This is a genomic window from Bacteroides sp. An279 (genome assembly GCF_002159615.1).
Classification (GTDB): domain Bacteria; phylum Bacteroidota; class Bacteroidia; order Bacteroidales; family Bacteroidaceae; genus Phocaeicola; species Phocaeicola intestinalis.
On record NZ_NFJA01000069.1, the window covers coordinates 1 to 20,014 of the forward strand.

The following is a 20,014-nucleotide window of genomic DNA, read 5'->3' on the forward strand; positions in this document are numbered from 1 at the left end:
GACTGACGAAGATATCTATCAGGCTATCATCAACAGGGAGGAAGATATGAAACATATTTGCGACATTTATAGATTAAAAGCTGCAAGTTGAACTTGCGAAACTTGAATTTATTATCAACCTTTATAAATAACAATATGACTAAATCTGAATTGGTTAAACAAATATCTTCTGCCACAGGCATAGATTATACAACAGCATTAACAGTAATAGAGGCATTTATGACTGGAGTGAAATGTTCATTGAAAAATCAGGAGCCTGTTTATTTGAGAGGTTTCGGAAGTTTCATCTTAAAGCATAGGGCAGAAAAGACTGCTCGTAATATAAGTAAAAACACTACTGTAATTGTGCCAGAACATAATATACCTGCTTTCAAACCGGCCAAAGAGTTTATAGACTCTATAAGCAGATTGAAAGGCATATAATAGGGATAGTTTTGCACAACTATCCATTTATGTCCTTTACAAATATCTGTAAGGGACATAAAGACAGGATAAAGTTACACAACTATAATATTATTATACACCAGTCAGAAATAATGATAAATAGATAGGATAGTGGCTATATGAAAGATCAACTAGCTTTATTAAGAAAATGCCTCGTTAATGAAATACCGGCTGTTGTATTTCAGGGTGATGATTCCTGCACTGTGGAAGTGTTGGAGGCTGCATTAGAAATTTACAGAAGACATGGAGCTTCTTGTGAGTTTTTATATGACTTCCAGAATGTGATAGAAGATGTCAAGAAATATCAGAAACAGAATCCTCATAGATTAAAACTTGCTGATATGACAGAAGTAGAGAAAGAAATCCTCCGAAAGGAAATGGTTGAGAAAGGGTTGCTCGGATGAATGTTAAACTTACAATGTTTTCTGCCGATCTTAGCAGTGAACTGCCATTGCCGTTTGCCGATCAAGGTGTAAGGGCGGGTTTCCCTTCTCCGGCCCAGGATTACATGACTGACAGCATAGACCTGAATAGGGTACTGATACGCCATCCTGCCACCACTTTTTATGCCCGTGCTTCCGGTGATTCCATGAAGGGTTGTGGCATTGATGACGGCGACCTTCTTGTCATAGACAAGTCACTGGATCCTCAGGACGGTGACATTGTCGTGGCCTTCATCGACGGTGAGTTCACGCTGAAGATTGTGCGTTTTGATGATAAAGAAAACTGTATATGGCTTGTTCCGGCCAATGAGGAATATTCACCCATTAAGATTACCGAAGAAAACAACTTCCTGATATGGGGGGTTCTTACATATAACATCAAAAGGCAGCTTAAAAAAAGATGATAAGGAATTTGCAGGGAGAAGATGTCTCTAGAGTCTTAAATATATGGACTGACGCTAATCTTGAAGCTCATGACTTTATACCAAGTGATTTTTGGCTTAATAGCCTCCAGTATGTTGAACCAGCCTTACTTCAGTCAGAGGTATATATTAACCTATACAATGATTCAATAACTGGTTTTATAGGCTAAAATGGTGATTATATAGAAGGTTTATTTGTTGATTCAAATCATCGTTCGAATGGTATAGGCAAACTGTTACTGGACTATGTAAAACAAAAACATCAGACTCTGAGATTGAGCGTTTTTGCTAAGAATATGAGAGCTGTTGAATTTTATAAACGAAATGGTTTCTATACAAGTAACAGCTTCATTGATGAACAAACCGGCGAGAATTGTTATGAAATGATCTGGTCAAATATGTAGGCAGATGATAGCTCTTGTGGATTGCAATAACTTCTACTGTTCATGTGAGCGTGTGTTCAATCCGCTGCTTCGTGACAAGCCTGTCGTTGTTCTCTCGAACAATGACGGATGCGTTGTGGCCAGAAGTAACGAAGTCAAGGCAATGGGCATCAAGATGGGTACGCCTCTCTACCAGATACGTGATGTTCTGGAGGCAAACAATGTGGCTGTTTTCAGTTCCAACTATAACCTGTATGGCGATATGAGCCGCAGGGTGATGATGCTGCTTTCAGAATTTACGCCTGAACTTACACAATACTCCATTGATGAAGCGTTTCTGGATTTCTCCGGTTTCGGGGAAGGTGAGCAGCTAGTTTCCTACGGACACAAGATTGTAAAGACCATAGGGAAGGGTACCGGCATTCCGGTTACGATGGGTATTGCTCCGACAAAGACCTTGGCTAAGGTGGCAAGCCGCTACGGGAAGAAATACAAGGGATACAAAGGCGTATGCATGATTGATACTGAGGAAAAACGTATCAAGGCATTACAAGGTCTCGAAATTGGCGATGTCTGGGGTATCGGTCATCGAGGCTTGGACAAGCTGCACTATTACGGTGTTAATACAGCTTGGGATTTCACGCAGAAAAATGAGAGTTTTGTGCGAAAATTGCTTACAATAACAGGTGTACGTACTTGGAAGGAACTTCGTGGTGAAAGCTGTATCGATGTCGAGGAACTTCCGCAGAAGAAGAGTATCTGCACCAGCCGCAGTTTTCCTGATTCCGGTCTGTCTGACTTCTCCAGCTTAGAGGAAGCTGTGGCAAACTTTTCTTCCGAATGTGTGCGTAAACTCCGGATGCAACACAGCTGCTGTACGGAGATAACTGTCTTCGCCTATACCAGCCGTTTTCGGCTGGATCTTCCGCAGCATTGCATCAACCGTACCATCCATTTACAGGTGCCTACCAACGATCTTCAAGAACTTGTCAGCACCGCAGTAAGGGCACTCCGCATGGATTACCGTAAAGAAGGCAGGTATTTCTATAAGAAAGCCGGAGTCATTGTATGGAATATCGTTTCCGATTCCGCAATCCAGACTAACCTTTTTGATACCATTGACCGTGACAGACAGGCACGTCTAGCTGCTGCCATAGATGCCATTAACCGCAAGAATGGGCATAATACCATAAAGGTGGCTGTTCAGGGTACGACGGACAAGTCATGGCATCTTAAATGCGGACATATCAGCAAGCAGTACACCACCAATCTCGACGATGTCATTACGGTCAAATAGATTACAAATTCTTTACAATAATAGATGCTATGAAAAATAAGATTCTCAAAATTATCAAGTGGTATTTTATTTATCATTTCATCATAGACCTTTGTTTCTTGGTCATGTTTCTTTATTGGTACTGCACCGAAAGTGATTATATCTGGTACAGGCGTATGATGGTTGAGCCATCTATGATTTTTGATGTGCTACTGTTATGCCCTCTTATTATTATTTCGGTGCTGTACAATCTACTTGTGTTTTTATTCAAATAATTTCCTTATCTTTGTTCCGTTATAAGGTACTTAGAGCATTCTATTCTTGATATCTCTTTTTCTTCCCCCTCTTATTTGACAATAAATTAAAGCGCATTTCAATATAAATCTATAGCTGTATTTAAGCATATCTATTACATCTTCTCATAGGTGTTATAGATGTCATTCAATATATTTATTTTCATTATTCATTTAATCATTTTATTATGGAACAGGTATTAATTGGTCAGAATGCCGGCATCATCTGGCATATTCTTAATGGTAAAAAGAGTGTTGAAGTTGCACATCTTAAGAAGGAGTCCAAACTTTCAGAGGCTGAGTTCTGGGCAGCTATCGGATGGTTGTCGAAGGAAGATAAACTTACTTTCTCTACAGAGAAGGTAGGTAAGAAAACAGTGAAGACATATTCTTTGAAAGACTGACTCATCGTGTGATTATGCTGTAGGCTTGCCTTATTCCTGATGGGATAGGCAAGCTTTTTGTGAAATGGATTTTACAACGCTAAACGCTCATATTATCCTATTCTGATTTCGTCACATAATCAAAATTTATTATATTTGTCCCAAAACATACAAATCACCATATATGGATAATAAATTTGATCTTGTTGAAAAATATAATATTGATGTGGATGTTTATCTTGGCATGGATGGTACAACTTCAGTCGGGAAACTTCCCGACAATCGCCTTACTAAGGAATTCCTTCGCCTTTATTTCATGGGACATATAACGAAGGTATGGAAAGAATGGCCACATGATATCTATTATGCCTTGGCGGAAAACGGTAAGAAGATCTATTTATCAAAAACTGCCATTACTGCTTGGGATATTGAGAAGATAATGAAAGATAAACGTGGTGGAAAAAGGGCTGGAGCTGGTTCCAAACGTAAGACCGGTTTTGTGACATCGACATTAAGAGTGCCGGATTGTTTGAAGGGAAATTTCAAGTGCTATATCGATATGTTCACTCAGTACACTAAAGCTGACGAAGAGAATATTCCGTATTTTACAGATGAAGATAAAAGACTGGAAACTATCAGGGATATGTTGAGTGTTCTTAAACATGAGGAACACATGATATATGAACGCCGGAGAAGATTAGCTGAAGAAGAGGAGAACAAGCACCAGCTTAAACTCTTCGGTGATGAAAACCTGTAATTGGAGTATTTATGATGGAATACGTAAATCGTAAATAGAACTGAATCAATTCTTTAATTGACACAGTTCTATTTACGGTCTCTTTGAATCCATAATCTAATGTTTTTTGTTATGTTCTATTAACTCCAAAGCTATTTGAAAGGCATCTTTCTTATCTTCCCATGGTAAACGCTCTTCCACTTGAATGTCCGGTGCAATTCCTTCCCCTTCGCTCCACGTTGTTCCATCTGGTAAAAGATACGGGATTTCTGTTGCTAACTTGAATTCAATGCCATGCGAGGTTTTAAAATTAAATGCCATACTACCGCAATCACCCCCGGTACGTCTGCCTATTACCGTCACATTAGGCTGCCCTTTCAATATAGCAGCCAATATTTCGCCTCCTGAAGAAGTGAATTCATCTGTCAGGACTAACAGTTTGCCCCGATAGCATCGTGAGGTATCTGATTTTATGATCATATCCCCCATGGTAACAGGTTCTGTAACGAGATATGAAGCAATATTTAGGACATTCCTTCTCACTCCGCCTTGATTGTTTTGCAGATTCAAGATGAGATAAGGACATTTGAATGTACTATCAACCTGACTATAAAAATATTCCACGCTTCCGGAAAAGAAATGAGGAATTCTAATATAACCTATGTTATCCAATCTTTTCAGTGCCTTTGCCAACAATAGAGACACTTTTGGGCTCATGCCTTGCGAAGATAATTTTACACTATCTTTCGCTACTCCTTGAGGCTTTTTTTGCTCATCCTCATCTTTGTAAAGAGGAATAGTTACTTCAAAGACAGAGTCGCCACGCAACACGGTCACTCGTTTACAAGTATCTGCATAAGAAGAGAGCACACCTACTGCTGCAAGTTTTTTCCTTGTTTGATAAGTAGAGCCAAACGTGTATTTCAATTTTTCTTTCATATAATCTGCCGTGGCGATACCGTCGATGGCAATAATCAAATCTTTTTTCCGCAGGTTCTTTCTGTCCTTTGCGACCCATACAGAATCATTCCGCGTCACCAATGAGAAGTTACTGCTATGAAATGAGAAAAAAGGATAGGTATGCATATTCTCCAAGCTAGCCAAATACTCCAACAGGATTTGTCCGTATTGTTGTGCATTTTCCACTTTCGAGACTTTCTCCGCGTATTCGGCATTCAGTTTCTGTAAATCAATCTTTTTTCGATGGGCTATTTCCTGATAATTGTCGTTCACGATTTGGGTTATCTCGTTGAAATCCTCTTTGCACTGCATGGGGGACAAACTGAGTTCTGAGATATAACTCAATTGAGGTTTGCGTACAATCTTGAACCATAAATCATAATACTCATAGAATTTCCGAATGCATAAAGCCATGACTACCAATGAAAGAATTACCCCCAAGCAGGAAAGCAAAATAAAAAAACTGAGTCAACTTTCATTTTTCACAAAAATATGTACCTTTGTCACCAATCAATTTTAAAATATCGAACTAATGTCGGCACACACAGTCTGGGAGAAAGAATTTGAGGAGTTGTTCAAGAAGAATTACTCCAAGCTCTTTTATTATGCGTTGGACTGGGTGGAAGATTCCGAAGTAGCAAAAGATATTGTCAGCGAACTGTTTGGTGATACCTGGAGGCGTTATGAGCGCTTGCGCAATGAGCGGATTGAAGCCTACCTTTACAGGTCGGTGCATAATCTGTGCATTAACTATCTGCGTGACAAACAGGTAGAGATGAAATACCAACAGGAAGTGATTGAAAAACGTGAAAACGTGATAGGTGGGGATGTGGATACCCATGAAGAGCAGTTGCAGGTTATAGATGAGGTGATGGACAGTCTTGGTCCGCAGACCCGTATGATTTTTGAACAATGTCATTTTGAAGGCCGTAAATATCAGGAAGTGGCAGAAATGCTGAACATAAGCGTAAGTGCCGTGCACAAGCATATGAACAAGGCCTTTACCATGTTTCGGAAAGCTTTTGAGTTAAAAAATAAGAATAAGGGGTAACCATTTCAATACATAAGGTGTTATATAGGTATGATGAATGAAGAACAAGACATACACAAACAACCGTCATCACCGGATATGCTGAACTCCGACAGTCTGGATACGGACAAGGATGATGACTCTCTGGCTTCCGAACTTACGGACGAGGAAAAAGAGTCGTATGTCATGCTGGCAAAAATGGCTCGTATGCGTCATAAGACTCCATGCCCCGATGTGGATGAAACGTGGAAGCAGTTCAGCAGGCAACAGATTCAGACTTCTGGCAGAACGCATGCCTACAAGTGGCAGATTGCTCTGGCAGCCCTGTCGGGTGCCGCGGCCATGCTGGTTGGCATCTTGCTATATAACCATTTCGCCTTGCCGTCATCTTCAGCCGAAGACCTGCACGTAATAGCGATGAATTATGACGAGACGCGGCAACAGATATTGCTGCAGGACGACAGCGAACTGTTTGACATCTCGTTGCAGGATTCATTATCCTTTCAGCCGGTGGCACAGTCTCAAGGCAAGCATGCAGTTTCTTCTTCCATGAAGAATAAAAAAGGTGAAGGCAAAATGCAGAAACTCTCTACTCCCCGCGGCATGGATTTCAAGGTAATTCTGTCCGACGGTTCCGAGGTGTGGCTCAACGCCGAGAGCAGTCTGGAATTTCCATCGGCCTTTACAAGTAAGGAACGTCGCGTCAACCTTAAAGGTGAAGCTTATTTCAAGGTGGCCCGCAACGAGCAGAACCCCTTTATCGTTACCACAGACAAGATGCAGGTGCGTGTGCTCGGAACAGAGTTTAACTTCAGAAGTTATGTTTCGGAGCTTTCGCATGTGTCTCTGGTAAGTGGATCGGTAGAAGTATATACTCCCGACGGAAAAACTCCCGAGGTGACTTTGAAGCCGGGACAAGACGCATCTTTGGATGCGGCCGGACAGATACAGGTGCGTGAGATAGATACGTATTCCGTGTGCCAGTGGGTAAACGGCTTTTTCTATTTCGACAACAGTTCGCTGGTTGACATTCTTCGTGAGCTGGGACGCTGGTATAATCTGGGAGTCGTTTTCCGTTCTTCGGACCTGATGAGGCAGAAAATGCATTTCAGTGCTTCGCGTCACGATGATATCGGGCATACGCTTGAAAACCTCAACCGTCTTCGCAAGGTGCGTGTCAGTCTCGAAGGCAATAATCTGGTAGTGAATAAGTATTGATAAAAACAGCTGGTTCAGATATCTGTCGGCTCATCGGTTCCCGGTGAGCCGTCTTTTTTTATAAGCCGGTTTCAGTCCGGCTCTTGAAAAATTTTTGTTCCGGGTATATTTTTTTGAGAAAAGGGGGTGACCATTTTCAGGCCTTGCGTGTTATTAATAACAAAAAGCTTGATGAGAAACGGATAGGTACGCCATTAGAGACAGGTAATGGCTGTATCCGGTAACATTATGGTATTATTTATTATTAACCGTTAAACAAATGCGCTATGCAAAATTTATGCAAAGAGAAAGAAAAAGCTAGGGGGAGATGGTTCCTGCTACTGTTGGGCTGTTTGTTTTCCATTAACGCAATGATGGCACAGCCGGATGTGAATCCAAAAAACATTACTTATCAGTGTAAGAATGAACAGTTGTCGAAAGCGCTCCGGCAGGTGGAACGTTTGTCGGGCTACTACAAGATTCAGTTTGCCTACGAAGATGTCGGGAAATATACTGTGAGTGTAACACTCAAGGATGTTACGGTTCAGACGGCCTTGTCAGAACTGTTGCAGAATACGGATTTGAACTATGAAATAGATAACCGCTTTATACATGTGTTTCGTGTTGCGGCAGAGCGGAAACTGAAGCAGTCATTATCGGGCTCTGTCAACGGACAGGTAGTTGACGAGCACGGTGAGCCTCTGATTGGAGTTACCGTAAGGGTTTTGGGAACGAACGAAGGTACAATTACCGATTTGAACGGAAACTTTTCGCTCAGTTCGGGAGATAAGAAGTCGGTGAAGCTTCTTCTTTCCTATATCGGGAAAAATGATAAGGAAGTAACTGCCTCGTCGGGCAAATCATTGAAGGTTATTATGGTAGATGACAGTCAGCTGCTTAGTGATGTGGTGGTTACCGGTTATCAGACTCTTTCGCGGGAAAGAAGTGCCGGTTCTTATGGAATCATCAAAGGCGACGCTGTCAGTAGCAAAATCGGCTTGACGGGAAGCATCATACAGAGCCTTGAAGGTTTGGCTACCGGTTTGAGCGTAAACATGAGCGAGGGGGCCGACAAATATATTGTTCGTGGAATTACTTCTGTATATTCAAATCGTTCTCCTCTGTTTGTTGTTGATGGTATGCCTTTGGAGGAAGATCAGGTGGAAACCTTGCTTAATGGAAATGACATTGAAAACGTCACGTTGCTGAAAGACGCAACGGCTGCCTCCATTTGGGGTTCTCAAGCAGCCAATGGTGTAGTGGTTATTACTACCAAGAAAGGGCAGAAAAGTAACAAAACCCATATCTCATACGACGGTTCATTTACTTATATCGGAAAGCCCGATTACGGATACATGAAGATGATGGACGGCGCTACCTTTATGAAGAATGCGCAGGAAATTTTTGACATTTATTCAGAAGTATATGATTATGACTATGTTTCTACTACAGCGACAAGTTATGGTTCAGATCCCTTTGTATTACCTCACGAACGTTACATGTATGCTTATAAGATGGGGAAAATCTCCATGGAAGAACGGGATGCGGCATTGGCACGTTTGGCGGCACAGGATGGACGGAAAAGTTACGAAGACAACTTTATGAGTGACAAATGGATGACCCGTCACACCATATCATTGAGCGGAGGAACAGACAAGCAGAATTTTTATGTGTCGCTGGGATATATTGGCGAACAGGGAACCTTAAAGGATATGAACAATCGTTTTACGTTCAATATCAAGCAGAATTTTAACCTGACACCATGGCTGAAGTGGGATTATACGGTGAATGGTGTATACGGAAGTCTGAACAAGAAAGTAGAGCCTTGGACCTATACGGCCATATATCGTGATTTGCCATACGCTACCTTCTATGACGAGAATGGAGAAGCTGTCGACTGGGCTGTTTATTACGTTGCCGATGACAAGCGTGAAAAGGCGGAAGAGCTGACTAACATTGATACGAGCTTTTTCCCGGTAGATGATCTTAACAGTTCCAGTAGCAAGCAAATCAGTACCAATCTGCGTGTAAATACCGGTCTGACTTTCTCTCTGTTGAAAGGCTTGCGGTATGAAACACGTTACCAGTACAGTCGCTTTCATACCAAGACTGAAACATTTCTTCCACAGGAAACGTATGCGGTGCGCGAAGAACGTCTGCAGGCGACCGATGCTAATACACTGGAATGCGTATTACCGGCAAAGGGCGGACACTTTACCTTGGACAACGGTCTGGTTACTGACTGGACATTCCGTAACCAGCTTACTTATGACGGTGATTTTCAGGATGGGAAGCATCAGATAACAGCTTTGTTGGGTACAGAGTTGCGTGAGTATGTCAGTACAACCTATAATTCCTTTGTGCGGGGATATGATATGCAGACCATGCTTGGAACGGATTATGACATTTATGCCTTGCGCAATTATATCAGCAATCCTGTTTACGGTGAATCAAACGGCTTTTCTTACAGATACTTCTCACAGAATGAAATCATGCGGCGCTATTTCTCTCTCTATGGTAACGCTGCCTATACTTTCGATCACAAGTATGTGCTGAATGCCAGCCTGCGTATGGATCAGTCAAACCTTTTCGGCAGTGATCCCGATACCCAATACAAGCCTATCTGGTCTGTCGGTCTGGCATGGAAAATTTCGGAAGAGCGTTTTATGGACCGTTATGATTGGCTTAACAGCCTGACATTGCGTGCCACTTACGGTTTTGCCGGTAACTCTCCCGACCCGGGCATGGGTGGAAAGTACGACATCCTGAGTGCGACGAGCAGTCCCTGGTTTGAAGAAAGCGGTTATGACATTTCTACTCCAGCCAACAACAAGCTTACGTGGGAGAAAACCCGTACGTATAACTTAGGATTTGACCTCTCTGTATTGAAGCATCGTTTGAATGTAACATTGGATTATTATGACAAGAAGACTACCGATTTGATTGCACCGATGTCACTAAATCCTACCTCAGGTTGGGCAATGGCTGTGGGAAATATCGGTTCTGTATCGAACAAAGGTCTGGAAATAAGTGTCAACAGTCATAATATCAAGTCGGACGACTTTAATTGGTACACCATTTTGACTTTCTCTCAAAATAAAAGCAAAGTGCTTAAATTGGAAGTAGAAAGTACTGATGCAATTAATTTGATGCAAAAAAGGGTAGGTTATAGAGAAGGTTATCCTACTGGTCCATTGTTCTCATATTGTTATGCAGGTTTGGATGAGGAAGGTTTGCCACAGGCATACAATAAAGAGGGCGAATTGATTTCGGGCGATGATTTGTATACGCTTGATGAGGACGATGAAGTGTATTCCGGTACAACCATTCCGGTATATTACGGTGCCTTGACCAACCGGTTTGTTTACAAAGACTGGGAGCTTTCATTTATGTTCATTTATAATTTTGGAAATAAAATGAGAAAACAGTGTGTTGCAATAGGCAACGATAGTTCATTTAGCGGAAGACGTTTAACAGGTAATCTATATCGGGATTTTGATAAACGCTGGCGTCAACCAGGAGATGAGGCTTATACGGATATTCCTAGATATTCTGCATATTCCGAGGATTCGGATTTTATGCCGTATTATTATGCCGATCGTAATGTATTGGATGCGTCTTATATCAAATTACGCGATTTGACACTTACATATCGTCTGTCTTCAGAACTTTGTCGTAAGTTTTATGCTGAAAGCGCCCGGATAAATCTGCAAATAGGCAATCTCTTCTATTGGGCAGCAAATAACGAAGGAATTGATCCGGAAGCATACGCATATTCGGGATTTTCTAATAACTATCAGGAGAAGTTTGGTCCGACCTATTCGGTAGGAGTAAACATTAATTTCTAAACAAATTAGTAATGAATATGAAAAAGATAGCATATATAGCAGCGGGCTGTCTGTTGCTTTCTGCAAACTTACTTTCGAGTTGCGACAGTTTTTTAGATGAGGCTCCTCGTGGAAAGGCCATCGCGACTTCCGTAAATGAGTACAACGGTATGTTTAATACTACACTGTTTATGAATCTGAGCTTAAGTCATGATTATTATGCGTTCTGGAGAAGTGACGACCTGATATTTACACCAGACTGCTATTCGCAGTTGGATATGAATACATTTTATGGCTCATCAATAAAAAATGCGTTCCAATACAAACAGGAAGTATACCGTGGCGACCAGGAAAGTTCGGAATGGGTAGAGCCTTATAAACAGATTTATGTGTTCAATTCCATTGTAAACGGAGTGATGAGTGCCACCGGCAGCGAAAAGGAAAAGCTCTATTTGCAGTCGGAAGCACGCGTCAGTAGGGCTTACATGCACTTCCTGCTGGCACAATGGTTTGCCCTGCCTTATGACGAGAGTTATGCCGAAACAGAATTGACTGTTCCGTTGGTGACGGAAGCTAATACTTCGGTTATGAATTACCGGCGTGCCACCATGAAAGAGATGTATGATTTCATCACTACCGAAATGGAGGAATCCTGCCCTAATCTGGAAGACCGTGTAGACCACCGGATGCGGGTATACAAACCTACCGGTTACGGACTGATGGGTAAGGTGTATTTCCTGATGGGGAAATATGACAAGGCGCTTACTGCCTTGCGTACCGCTTATGAGCTGTTGCCGAAAAGTGCTGCGGAAGTTTATCTGTTGGATTACAATGAGCTGATGCGTCCTTATGGCTACCGTGAGCTGACGGCGGATGAACTGTATAGTGATATGGATATCTTGCCATATCTGTTCAGAAGCAGTCAGGTATTGTGGTGCAAACAGAATACAATGATGAACTCTTATTACTTTGTATATGGTGATCAAATTACCTTTTATCTGAATCCTGAATTTTATGCGTTGTATGACGAATATGACCTGCGCCGGAATCTGATTTGTACGGTCAACAGAGAAGGAACTCCGTTGACTTATCCTTATCCCGGCTTTCTTGGTGATAAAATCAATCTTGGACTTAACCTGCCCGAGGTATATCTGATGCTGGCAGAATGTGAGGCACGTGTGGGCAGTGAAGATAATGCACGTCAGATATTGGCCGACTTCCGTAAGTACCGTGTGTTGCCGGGACATGAAGAGGTCCCGTCTTCGGTTACAACCAAAGAAGATTTGATACGCTTCTGTGTGGACGAACTGAACCGCGAGTTTATGGCTACGGGCTATCGCTGGTATACCGTCCGTCGTTTGTGGAATGATCCTTTGTTCCAGGATATGAAACCTGTTACTCATTTTGACGGTGAGCAGACTTTCACATTAGATGAAAGCGGATTGAAAACAGCAATTCCTGAAACGGTTCTTGAATGGAATGAGTCATGGAGGGGACAGTAATAATCTATTTTTAACAAACATAAAACTATGAAATCTTTAAGGTTAGTGGCGTATGCCACTTTGGTAGCAGGCTGGGTAGCTTGCTCCGCACAATCTGAAAATTCGGTTCTACTTACAGGAAATGTACCTGATTATCAAGGAAAGGGTGAGTTTATACTTGCACGGAGGGGACAGTCTGACACTATCCCCTTGCAGGCAGACGGTTCTTTCTCGTATGAAGTAAAAAACTTACAGAAGGCTGAAGAAGGGTCGCTTGTCTTAAACTATCTGAAAAACAAGAAGAGTGTTCATTGCTATCTGATACCGGGAGGAAAACTGGATGTTAAGATTACGGGTGCAGACGGTGAAATAACAATAGGTGATGCTACTGTTCCGGATTATAAGCTTACTGCCGTATTTACCGGTACGGGAAAGAAAGAATCTGATTATCTCAATACTCCTCCATTTTACAATTATGTATTCAAGAATGCAGATGGAACGCCTGTTACCTTTGAGAATTACATGAATCAGATTGCCGAACAGAAGCAGCGTATGCACAAGGCGTTGGAAGGCACATGCGAAGCTTTTGCAAAAGAGAAGACTGCCGAATTGGATTTGATGATGAATGATATGGAATTTATATATTATCGGCGGTTGAAAAATGACGGGAATGATGCCAGCAAAGATGCCGGTTTTATGGCTTTTGTTAATTCTATAGATTTGAATGACCCGAAGGTGAGTCCATATCTGTTGATTGAGGTGATAGATTTCCGGTTGGAGCAGTCGCCCGACTTGTATAAAGGTATGGATTATGGAATACGCTTCTTTTGTTATCTGCGTGACAACATAGCCAATAAGGAGTGGGCCGGGCAGGTTGCCGATAAGCGAATGACGCAGATGCTGTCGAATTCGGACGTTTCGGGACTTGCGAAAACGTTTGAGCTTTATCGGACAATTTCCGGCAAGAGTGAAGAGTTCAAAGAAAATGAAGCTATTTATAATTCGTTGGCCAAATTGTTGCCGGGTGTGAAGGCTACCGATTTTGAAATGCAGGACAAGGAAGGGAAGATTGTGCACTTCCTGGATGTGGTAGGAAAAGGCAAAGTAACCTATATCGACTTTTGGGCGACCTGGTGCGGTCCTTGCTGTCTGGAAATTCCTTTTGTGGAGAAAAAAGTGGAAAAGTATAAAGATAACCCGAACATTGAGTTTGTAAGCATTTCGTTGGATCGAGACAAGAAAGAGTGGCTTGATAAATTGGAGAAGGATAATTCGTCTTGGCAACAATACATCATTCCCGATAACTTTGAATCGGAATTTGCCAAAGAATATAATATCACGTTTATCCCTCGTTTTATGCTGTTTGATAAGGAAGGTAAGATTATTTCTATAGATGCTCCGCGTCCATCAGACGATGAGGCTTTTGAGGCACTGATAGCTCCGTATGTGAAGTAATTGTTTTTTTCTCTCTCAAAGAAACGCATGTGCGGAATCAATCTCCCGCTTTGTGCGTTTCTTTTTTTGCTAAGGTTTTTCAATCCCTTTGTAAAGTAACGTGAGTTCGAAATAAGAATAAATATATTTCAGTGATAATTAGGAACATAGCGATAAAAGTATTAAATTTATAGTGCCGAATTATAAGATTTAAACGATTACCACTATGTTTCCGGAGTCTAAAATTACAGAGATTTATTATATGGCCGATGATTTTTGCAAGGAATTTGCTTTGCAACAGGAAAAATATATGATTGAGGACAAGAAGACCAGGCATCGTAATAAACCCAACCGTATGAGTGATGCCGAGATTATGGTTATTTTAATCCTGTTCCACTCCGGTGGTTTCCGTTGTTTCAAACATTACTACAAGGAGTATGTCTGCAAACATCTGAAACACCTTTTTCCGCGTCAGGTTTCCTATAACCGTTTTGTGGAACTGGAGAAGGAAGTATTACTTCCCCTGACCATCTTCATCAAAAAAGTCCTGCTGGGAACCTGTACCGGTATCAGTTTCGTCGACTCCACTCCCTTGCGTGTATGTCGTAACCAAAGAATCCTGATTCATAAGACATTTAAAGGACTTGCCGAGCGTGGGAAATGTTCTATGGGATGGTTCTTCGGATTCAAGCTACATCTGATAATCAATGACAAAGGAGAGATACTCAATTTCATGTTCACGCCTGGAAACGTGGATGACCGGGAACCGTTGAAACAAGGCAAGTTTCTGGAAAACATCAAAGGAAAACTATGCGCAGACAAAGGATATATCGGTCAGGCTTTATTTGAGAACCTCTTCCTTAATCGCATACAGCTTGTCACTAAAGTTAAAAATAATATGAAGAACTCACTGATGAGTGTCGCTGACAAGATTCTGCTCAGAAAAAGAGCCTTGATTGAAACGGTCAATGACGAACTGAAGAACATAGCACAGATTGAACACTCAAGACATCGTTCATTCAATAACTTTATAGCCAACTCCTTGTCGGCTATCGCGGCATACTGTTTTTTTGAAAAGAAGCCCGCCATTGACGTGAATTTTGTCAATGACGGACAACTTGCTATTTTTTGATTTTATTTCGAACTCACGTTACTATAAGAGTATTTATTTTCATGAAACCTAATTAAACCATCTTGTTCAGTAAAACCCATAAGGTTTCGCTTTAAGAGTTCGTTTCTGTGGATTTTATACTTTCCTTCAATATACATACCTCTTATTCCACCGCCCTATTAAGGTATGTCGCAAAAGCTCCTTGTGCACCCTTTGAATAATCGGTATGAATTATTTTTCCGGTTGTCTTTCATTGGTCTTTTCTGCTGTCCGCTTCCTCATTCGAAGTCCGGTATACCCCGTCTGAGAGCCTTTGTTTTTGACGGCAAATTTATAAGGGGATAGTGGAAATGAAAGAGTTCCGGCTTCGAGCCTTTGCCCGGAAAAAATAACGATGTCGTCAGGTCTCCCCAACATTTTTCCCGTTCAAAACTTTTCTAATTCCACTTTCCCTGAAATGTCAATGCCGTAAAAAAAAGGCTCAAACTCAGATGGGGAATGATTCCCAATAAAAAAAAGTCAGCGGACAAAAGACCAAACCAAGACAAAGGTTTAAAAAAGGTCTAAATCTAGCTGAAGAATAATTCAAGTTTAACCCTCTAAAGCATACGGATATGAGAAAAGGATTTGAAGTAAACGGTGACTACAGACTTATGGATAGCTCAGAACTTGTGTACATTCTTACCAACAGTTCAGTAATGGTCAGTACGGTACAGGAAAAGGAGGTGGTCTATGGTGAAGAGTGCAATTTCGATGAGATACTGGCGCAGATGACACCGGGCAAGCGCAATTTGGTTATGGCAGGAGTGGAGCTTTATAAGCGTTGTAACTCTAATAAGAGCCAAAGACCGGTTATTAGACAGAGTACAGATATTTATGACTATATGCATCCCGTTATGGGAGATAACAAGACAGAAGAATGTTGGGCTATTTATCTGAATCAGTCTTTTAGGGTTATTAAGAGAGTACGTATTTCATCGGGTGGTCTTAACACATGTTTGGTTGATGTTAGGGTGGTGCTTAAAGAGGCTATTTTATGTGAGGCTACTTCACTAATCTTTTGTCACAATCATCCGAGTGGGAATCATAATCCAAGTACAGAAGATGATAAGCTGACGCAATCAACAGTAAAGGCAGCAAATACGCTCAATATCCGAATGCTTGACCATGTTATTATCTGTAATGATTCTTATTACAGTTATGCAGATGAAGGCAGAATCTAAGTGAATCGAGTAGCACAACCTTTTTATAGGTTGTGACTACTTTTTCAAGAAAAAGTAGCAAAACAATTTAAAGATATACATTATGATGTGGATTGAAATGATGGTCAAGAAACAGACCATAAGATACATGAGTTTAAGTATATTGTTTAAAGTACAGCGGTATACCATTGCGTGCCAAAGTGGTATGGAGGACTATGTGGATGTAACGAAAGACTACACGGAATCTTTCAGCTTTGATTCTTGGACAAAAGAACTTACATGTGAGTACGGCAGCAGATACTTTGATGATTTATCTGAAACATTCGGAAAAGTGTACGGAAATATTACCATTGTTCAACTTTAAATAACTATACCATGGAAAAGAATTACGAAACTTTGCGCATTACATTCAATAAGCCGCTTGCTGAAATAGACAAAGAGTTTGAAGAAGAAAAGGAAATGTTCGGTGTTAGGAGTTTAAAGGAGTTCATTGACGGATACGAATCTTCTAGGTTTACGCAGATAAGTGAAACGGAAGCCATCATTATTTCTGAATACAACATGAACTATATCGTTAACTGGATAGAGAGGTTTGCCGAGGAAATGGTTCTCTTATAATTTGATTGCGTGACACAATCAAATAGCGTTAATCATTAGAAATTACCGATATGACAGCAACTATATAACCTGAAAAGAAAATTTTCGAAATCCCCCAAAAACTACATCATTTTATTCATCAATCTTATAACATTTTAATTATTTGCCAATGAAACCTGTAATAACAATTTTGGATTATTTGAAAGGAGCCAACTTGATGTTGAAGAGTGCTCAAAAGAAAACTGTTGAACTTGACCAATTCAAGGGTAAGCTTGTGATAATCACTGATACAAAAGGAAAGTCTGTTCAAGGCTTTTTCAAAAGTGTTGAGTACGTTATCATAGATAATAAGATTACTGCCAGATATACAATATACCATATTCTGGAATGTAATGGCTTGATTATGGCATCAGTCCATACTGACTATATATATGATGCAGTGGATATCCGTGTCACAACCTATAAGAACTATAGATATGATGTTTAACTATATTAATCACATGGATATGAAAACAAAACTTTCACCTTATGCTATCGCTTCGAACTGTACAGACCTTACTGATATCCGTGACGGTATCAGTGAAATACAGGATGAAATGAAAAGGCTTGTGTCCGAAGGTAAGGATGTGCCGTCTTTCTTCTATTCACGTTTGTCAAAACTACAATTCAGAAGGAAAAAATATGAACAGAAAAGTCTGGTTCACATGAATGTGGTTATCCGTTTCTTTGTAGACGAGGAAACTCTTTCAATGGCTGTACGCCATTGCTTGTTCTTCAATATAGAGCCATCTTTTCCGAACGTTAAGAAGGTCATCAGGGATGCAGTCTTGAACAACGGTAAATCAATTATTGACTTTCCCGAATCTTGGGGTGATGACCTTATGAAAGTTGAACAAGCTGAGGTTGATAAGGCTTTAGTCCTACTAAAATCGCTTTTTGGTTTTCAGTAATAAGGTTTATTTGGAATAGAGGTACTTGTACGAGAGTAGAAATAACCAAGAAAAGTGCGGATTTCAACATCTATTATCAACCTTGTAGAAAATCCACACCTTCCTTTACATATTATTATTTATTCAATAATTTCAGAATATATTCTGACTCTTTGGCACACCAGGTATTATTTAATATATGTCCTAATTGTGTAGTTTTAAGGTCATATATCTTATTAAGTGCTTCTTTATGTTCAGATGATAATATTTCGCATCTGACCAGTCCATCATTGTCTACTACTGAAATTCTTTCACCTCCATCAGTAATCTTCCCTTCCTTGATTTTTAGAACATCATCAACTCTTATAAAGTTATTGTCATTTGGACCTTTAACCTCAGTATAAATAATGTCGGTTTTTTTTGCCGGACACGCAAATACTACCTTGTTCTTATTCCTTTTATATTGTACTCTTTCTTTCTTGTCTATAATCTGAGCAATAGGAACTCTAATGAGTCTTGCATTATCATAAGCTAATAATATATTTAGTATAAATCCTAATTTACGTAATGTTGTTGAAACTTTCAAGAATAAGTTTCATCATATAATATGTAATATCGAGAAAGGTTGCTCTAATCCTGAGATTCTATTTGAATTGGTCGCTATACAAAGAACTTTATTTGATATATATAAATACAATTACATAATAAAAAGTAAAATAGATGAGTTGAATAATGTTGATTTAGAAGACTAAATTAAACTATAGTTTACTGTAGACTTCATGAATTTGCCTTATACATTATATATATAGGGCTTTTTTCTTGCTTTTTAAGTCTAAATACCATAATTTTGAAAAATCAAGTATAATTTAGACTATGGGAGAAAAAATAGGATATGCCAGGGTGAGTACGAGAGAGCAGAATCTTTCTTCTCAAGAAGATGCACTGAACAATGCTGGGTGCATCCGGATCTTCACGGACAAAATCTCCGGGAAGGAGTTCAAGCGTGAAGGTCTGACTGCTTGCATGGATTACCTGCGTTCCGGCGACACACTTGTCATTTACCGGTTGGACCGATTAGGCCGATCAGTTAAGGAGATGCTTGACCTTTGTGCCAAGCTGGAGGAACGACGCATTAAACTTGTTTCCCTTCAGGATAATCTTGATACTGCTACAGCCGTAGGCAGATTCACCATGCAGATACTTGCATCACTGGCCGAGTATAACCGCAATCTTATTCTCGAAGGATGCAAAGCCGGAATCGATGCAGCCAAGAAGCGAGGTGTCAAGTTCGGGAGGCAGGAAGGGACTAAGATGAAGAAGCCTAAGAAGGAGGCTGTCATCCAACTTTACAAAGCTGGGACCGCAGTTTCGCAGATTATGGAAATCACCGGCATTAAGTCTAAACAAACCATATATAATTATTTAACCAGCGAGAATATCCAACCTAACAGAAGATGAAAGATTTTGATAATTTTCAGTCATGGGCTGAAGTAGAGGGCGATTATTTCTCTAAGTTTAGGAAAAATATCCACATTTTGATAATGATTATTTATGGATAAAAAATAAGAAACTATTTTCATGTGGTATATTCTTTTATTATTCTTATTACCACTTTGGTAGAAGTTTTTTAGGTAAAAAACTCGAAGTTTTGAATCTTCCAAGAAAAGAAACGATTAATCAATTAATAGGTCTTTGTGATGATTTTATTCATGAAATAATGATTGATTTTTACGAGGAACATTATTTTACTTTTATTAAGAAGCTGTTTTGATTTCATTCGATAAATTTGTTAAGCATGATTTGGATGAATGCAATCTGTACCATAGCTTCTGCGGTTTCAGCAAGGAATTCATAATCGATGGTCAG

General features: G+C 40.3%; 21 protein-coding genes. 19 read left to right on the plus strand and 2 right to left on the minus strand.

All coding sequences use genetic code 11. From position 1 onward, the window contains the following. The first annotated feature begins 135 nt into the window (after positions 1-135). From B5F78_RS11890 to B5F78_RS11925, 7 genes are all read left to right on the plus strand, one after another. Positions 136-423: an HU family DNA-binding protein gene (locus tag B5F78_RS11890; protein WP_087249878.1), complete on the plus strand. Its 288-nt coding sequence runs from the start codon at positions 136-138 to the stop codon at positions 421-423. Between the two features lie 140 nt (positions 424-563). Continuing rightward, complete coding sequence (locus B5F78_RS16875) at positions 564-848, plus strand: hypothetical protein (protein ID WP_140400141.1); 285 nt, start codon at positions 564-566, stop codon at positions 846-848. Next, complete coding sequence (locus B5F78_RS16880; protein WP_140400143.1) at positions 845-1,291, plus strand: LexA family protein; 447 nt, start codon at positions 845-847, stop codon at positions 1,289-1,291. The genes B5F78_RS16875 and B5F78_RS16880 overlap by 4 nt, the downstream gene beginning before the upstream one ends. 200 nt (positions 1,292-1,491) lie before the next feature. Beyond that, entirely contained in the window at positions 1,492-1,713 is a 222-nt protein-coding gene (locus tag B5F78_RS18080; RefSeq protein ID WP_087406796.1) for a GNAT family N-acetyltransferase, read from the plus strand. A gap of 4 nt (positions 1,714-1,717) precedes the next feature. Then, positions 1,718-2,989: a Y-family DNA polymerase gene (locus tag B5F78_RS11910; protein WP_087251545.1), complete on the plus strand. Its 1,272-nt coding sequence runs from the start codon at positions 1,718-1,720 to the stop codon at positions 2,987-2,989. Between the two features lie 460 nt (positions 2,990-3,449). Next, positions 3,450-3,665 carry a winged helix-turn-helix domain-containing protein gene (locus B5F78_RS11920; protein WP_087251544.1) on the plus strand — a complete coding sequence of 72 codons (216 nt, stop codon included), beginning with the start codon at positions 3,450-3,452 and terminating at the stop codon, positions 3,663-3,665. Between the two features lie 163 nt (positions 3,666-3,828). Further along, positions 3,829-4,401, plus strand: coding sequence for a hypothetical protein (locus B5F78_RS11925; protein WP_087406798.1), 573 nt, complete (start codon positions 3,829-3,831; stop codon positions 4,399-4,401). 96 nt (positions 4,402-4,497) lie between these two features. Here the strand turns inward: B5F78_RS11925 and B5F78_RS11930 are convergent, their stop codons facing one another. After that, entirely contained in the window at positions 4,498-5,613 is a 1,116-nt protein-coding gene (locus tag B5F78_RS11930) for a S41 family peptidase (RefSeq protein ID WP_162608539.1), read from the minus strand. A 259-nt stretch (positions 5,614-5,872) separates the two neighbouring features. Between B5F78_RS11930 and B5F78_RS11935 the strand changes: the two genes are divergently transcribed. The 11 genes from B5F78_RS11935 to B5F78_RS11990 all read left to right on the plus strand — a co-directional run bounded on the left by B5F78_RS11935 (position 5,873) and on the right by B5F78_RS11990 (position 18,169). Next, positions 5,873-6,391: an RNA polymerase sigma-70 factor gene (locus tag B5F78_RS11935; RefSeq protein ID WP_087251541.1), complete on the plus strand. Its 519-nt coding sequence runs from the start codon at positions 5,873-5,875 to the stop codon at positions 6,389-6,391. 30 nt (positions 6,392-6,421) lie between these two features. Next, positions 6,422-7,588, plus strand: coding sequence for a FecR family protein (locus B5F78_RS11940; RefSeq protein ID WP_087406800.1), 1,167 nt, complete (start codon positions 6,422-6,424; stop codon positions 7,586-7,588). Positions 7,589-7,854: 266 nt separating this feature from the next. Beyond that, entirely contained in the window at positions 7,855-11,415 is a 3,561-nt protein-coding gene (locus B5F78_RS11945; protein ID WP_087406801.1) for a SusC/RagA family TonB-linked outer membrane protein, read from the plus strand. A gap of 17 nt (positions 11,416-11,432) precedes the next feature. Beyond that, entirely contained in the window at positions 11,433-12,896 is a 1,464-nt protein-coding gene (locus B5F78_RS11950; RefSeq protein ID WP_162608540.1) for a RagB/SusD family nutrient uptake outer membrane protein, read from the plus strand. 27 nt (positions 12,897-12,923) lie between these two features. After that, a complete protein-coding gene (locus tag B5F78_RS11955; protein ID WP_087406803.1) occupies positions 12,924-14,330 on the plus strand; it encodes a TlpA family protein disulfide reductase in 1,407 nt (468 codons plus the stop codon). 205 nt (positions 14,331-14,535) lie between these two features. Then, the gene (locus B5F78_RS11960) at positions 14,536-15,441 is read left to right on the plus strand and encodes an IS982 family transposase (protein WP_087406804.1); all 906 of its coding nucleotides are present in this window, start codon (positions 14,536-14,538) and stop codon (positions 15,439-15,441) included. 593 nt (positions 15,442-16,034) lie between these two features. Then, on the plus strand, positions 16,035-16,643 hold the full coding sequence (locus B5F78_RS11970) for a JAB domain-containing protein (RefSeq protein WP_087251592.1): 609 nt from the start codon (positions 16,035-16,037) through the stop codon (positions 16,641-16,643). A gap of 82 nt (positions 16,644-16,725) precedes the next feature. Then, positions 16,726-16,986 (plus strand): hypothetical protein, encoded by a 261-nt coding sequence (locus B5F78_RS11975; protein ID WP_087251591.1) that lies wholly within the window; start codon positions 16,726-16,728, stop codon positions 16,984-16,986. Positions 16,987-16,997: 11 nt separating this feature from the next. Next, positions 16,998-17,240 (plus strand): DUF6956 domain-containing protein, encoded by a 243-nt coding sequence (locus B5F78_RS11980; protein WP_087406805.1) that lies wholly within the window; start codon positions 16,998-17,000, stop codon positions 17,238-17,240. A 148-nt stretch (positions 17,241-17,388) separates the two neighbouring features. Next, entirely contained in the window at positions 17,389-17,706 is a 318-nt protein-coding gene (locus tag B5F78_RS11985) for a hypothetical protein (RefSeq protein WP_140400146.1), read from the plus strand. A gap of 19 nt (positions 17,707-17,725) precedes the next feature. Next, positions 17,726-18,169 (plus strand): hypothetical protein, encoded by a 444-nt coding sequence (locus B5F78_RS11990; protein WP_087251595.1) that lies wholly within the window; start codon positions 17,726-17,728, stop codon positions 18,167-18,169. 115 nt (positions 18,170-18,284) lie between these two features. On the opposite strand, the gene B5F78_RS11995 is transcribed toward B5F78_RS11990, so the two are convergent. Beyond that, on the minus strand, positions 18,285-18,734 hold the full coding sequence (locus B5F78_RS11995) for a hypothetical protein (protein ID WP_087251588.1): 450 nt from the start codon (positions 18,732-18,734) through the stop codon (positions 18,285-18,287). A gap of 287 nt (positions 18,735-19,021) precedes the next feature. On the opposite strand from B5F78_RS11995, the gene B5F78_RS12000 reads away from it, so the two are divergent. Then, positions 19,022-19,606 (plus strand): recombinase family protein, encoded by a 585-nt coding sequence (locus B5F78_RS12000; RefSeq protein WP_087251587.1) that lies wholly within the window; start codon positions 19,022-19,024, stop codon positions 19,604-19,606. Positions 19,607-20,014 lie beyond the last annotated feature (408 nt).

Coding starts and splice junctions, on each gene's coding strand:
- B5F78_RS16875 (WP_140400141.1), top strand. CDS start 564: ATGAAAGATCAACTAGCTTTATTAAGAAAATGCCTCGTTAATGAAATA.
- B5F78_RS11960 (WP_087406804.1), top strand. CDS start 14,536: ATGTTTCCGGAGTCTAAAATTACAGAGATTTATTATATGGCCGATGAT.
- B5F78_RS16880 (WP_140400143.1), top strand. CDS start 845: ATGAATGTTAAACTTACAATGTTTTCTGCCGATCTTAGCAGTGAACTG.
- B5F78_RS11950 (WP_162608540.1), top strand. CDS start 11,433: ATGAAAAAGATAGCATATATAGCAGCGGGCTGTCTGTTGCTTTCTGCA.
- B5F78_RS11955 (WP_087406803.1), top strand. CDS start 12,924: ATGAAATCTTTAAGGTTAGTGGCGTATGCCACTTTGGTAGCAGGCTGG.
- B5F78_RS11910 (WP_087251545.1), top strand. CDS start 1,718: ATGATAGCTCTTGTGGATTGCAATAACTTCTACTGTTCATGTGAGCGT.
- B5F78_RS11890 (WP_087249878.1), top strand. CDS start 136: ATGACTAAATCTGAATTGGTTAAACAAATATCTTCTGCCACAGGCATA.
- B5F78_RS11925 (WP_087406798.1), top strand. CDS start 3,829: ATGGATAATAAATTTGATCTTGTTGAAAAATATAATATTGATGTGGAT.
- B5F78_RS11945 (WP_087406801.1), top strand. CDS start 7,855: ATGCAAAATTTATGCAAAGAGAAAGAAAAAGCTAGGGGGAGATGGTTC.
- B5F78_RS12000 (WP_087251587.1), top strand. CDS start 19,022: ATGGGAGAAAAAATAGGATATGCCAGGGTGAGTACGAGAGAGCAGAAT.
- B5F78_RS11935 (WP_087251541.1), top strand. CDS start 5,873: ATGTCGGCACACACAGTCTGGGAGAAAGAATTTGAGGAGTTGTTCAAG.
- B5F78_RS11990 (WP_087251595.1), top strand. CDS start 17,726: ATGAAAACAAAACTTTCACCTTATGCTATCGCTTCGAACTGTACAGAC.
- B5F78_RS11970 (WP_087251592.1), top strand. CDS start 16,035: ATGAGAAAAGGATTTGAAGTAAACGGTGACTACAGACTTATGGATAGC.
- B5F78_RS11980 (WP_087406805.1), top strand. CDS start 16,998: ATGGAAAAGAATTACGAAACTTTGCGCATTACATTCAATAAGCCGCTT.
- B5F78_RS11975 (WP_087251591.1), top strand. CDS start 16,726: ATGATGTGGATTGAAATGATGGTCAAGAAACAGACCATAAGATACATG.
- B5F78_RS11940 (WP_087406800.1), top strand. CDS start 6,422: ATGATGAATGAAGAACAAGACATACACAAACAACCGTCATCACCGGAT.
- B5F78_RS11920 (WP_087251544.1), top strand. CDS start 3,450: ATGGAACAGGTATTAATTGGTCAGAATGCCGGCATCATCTGGCATATT.
- B5F78_RS11985 (WP_140400146.1), top strand. CDS start 17,389: ATGAAACCTGTAATAACAATTTTGGATTATTTGAAAGGAGCCAACTTG.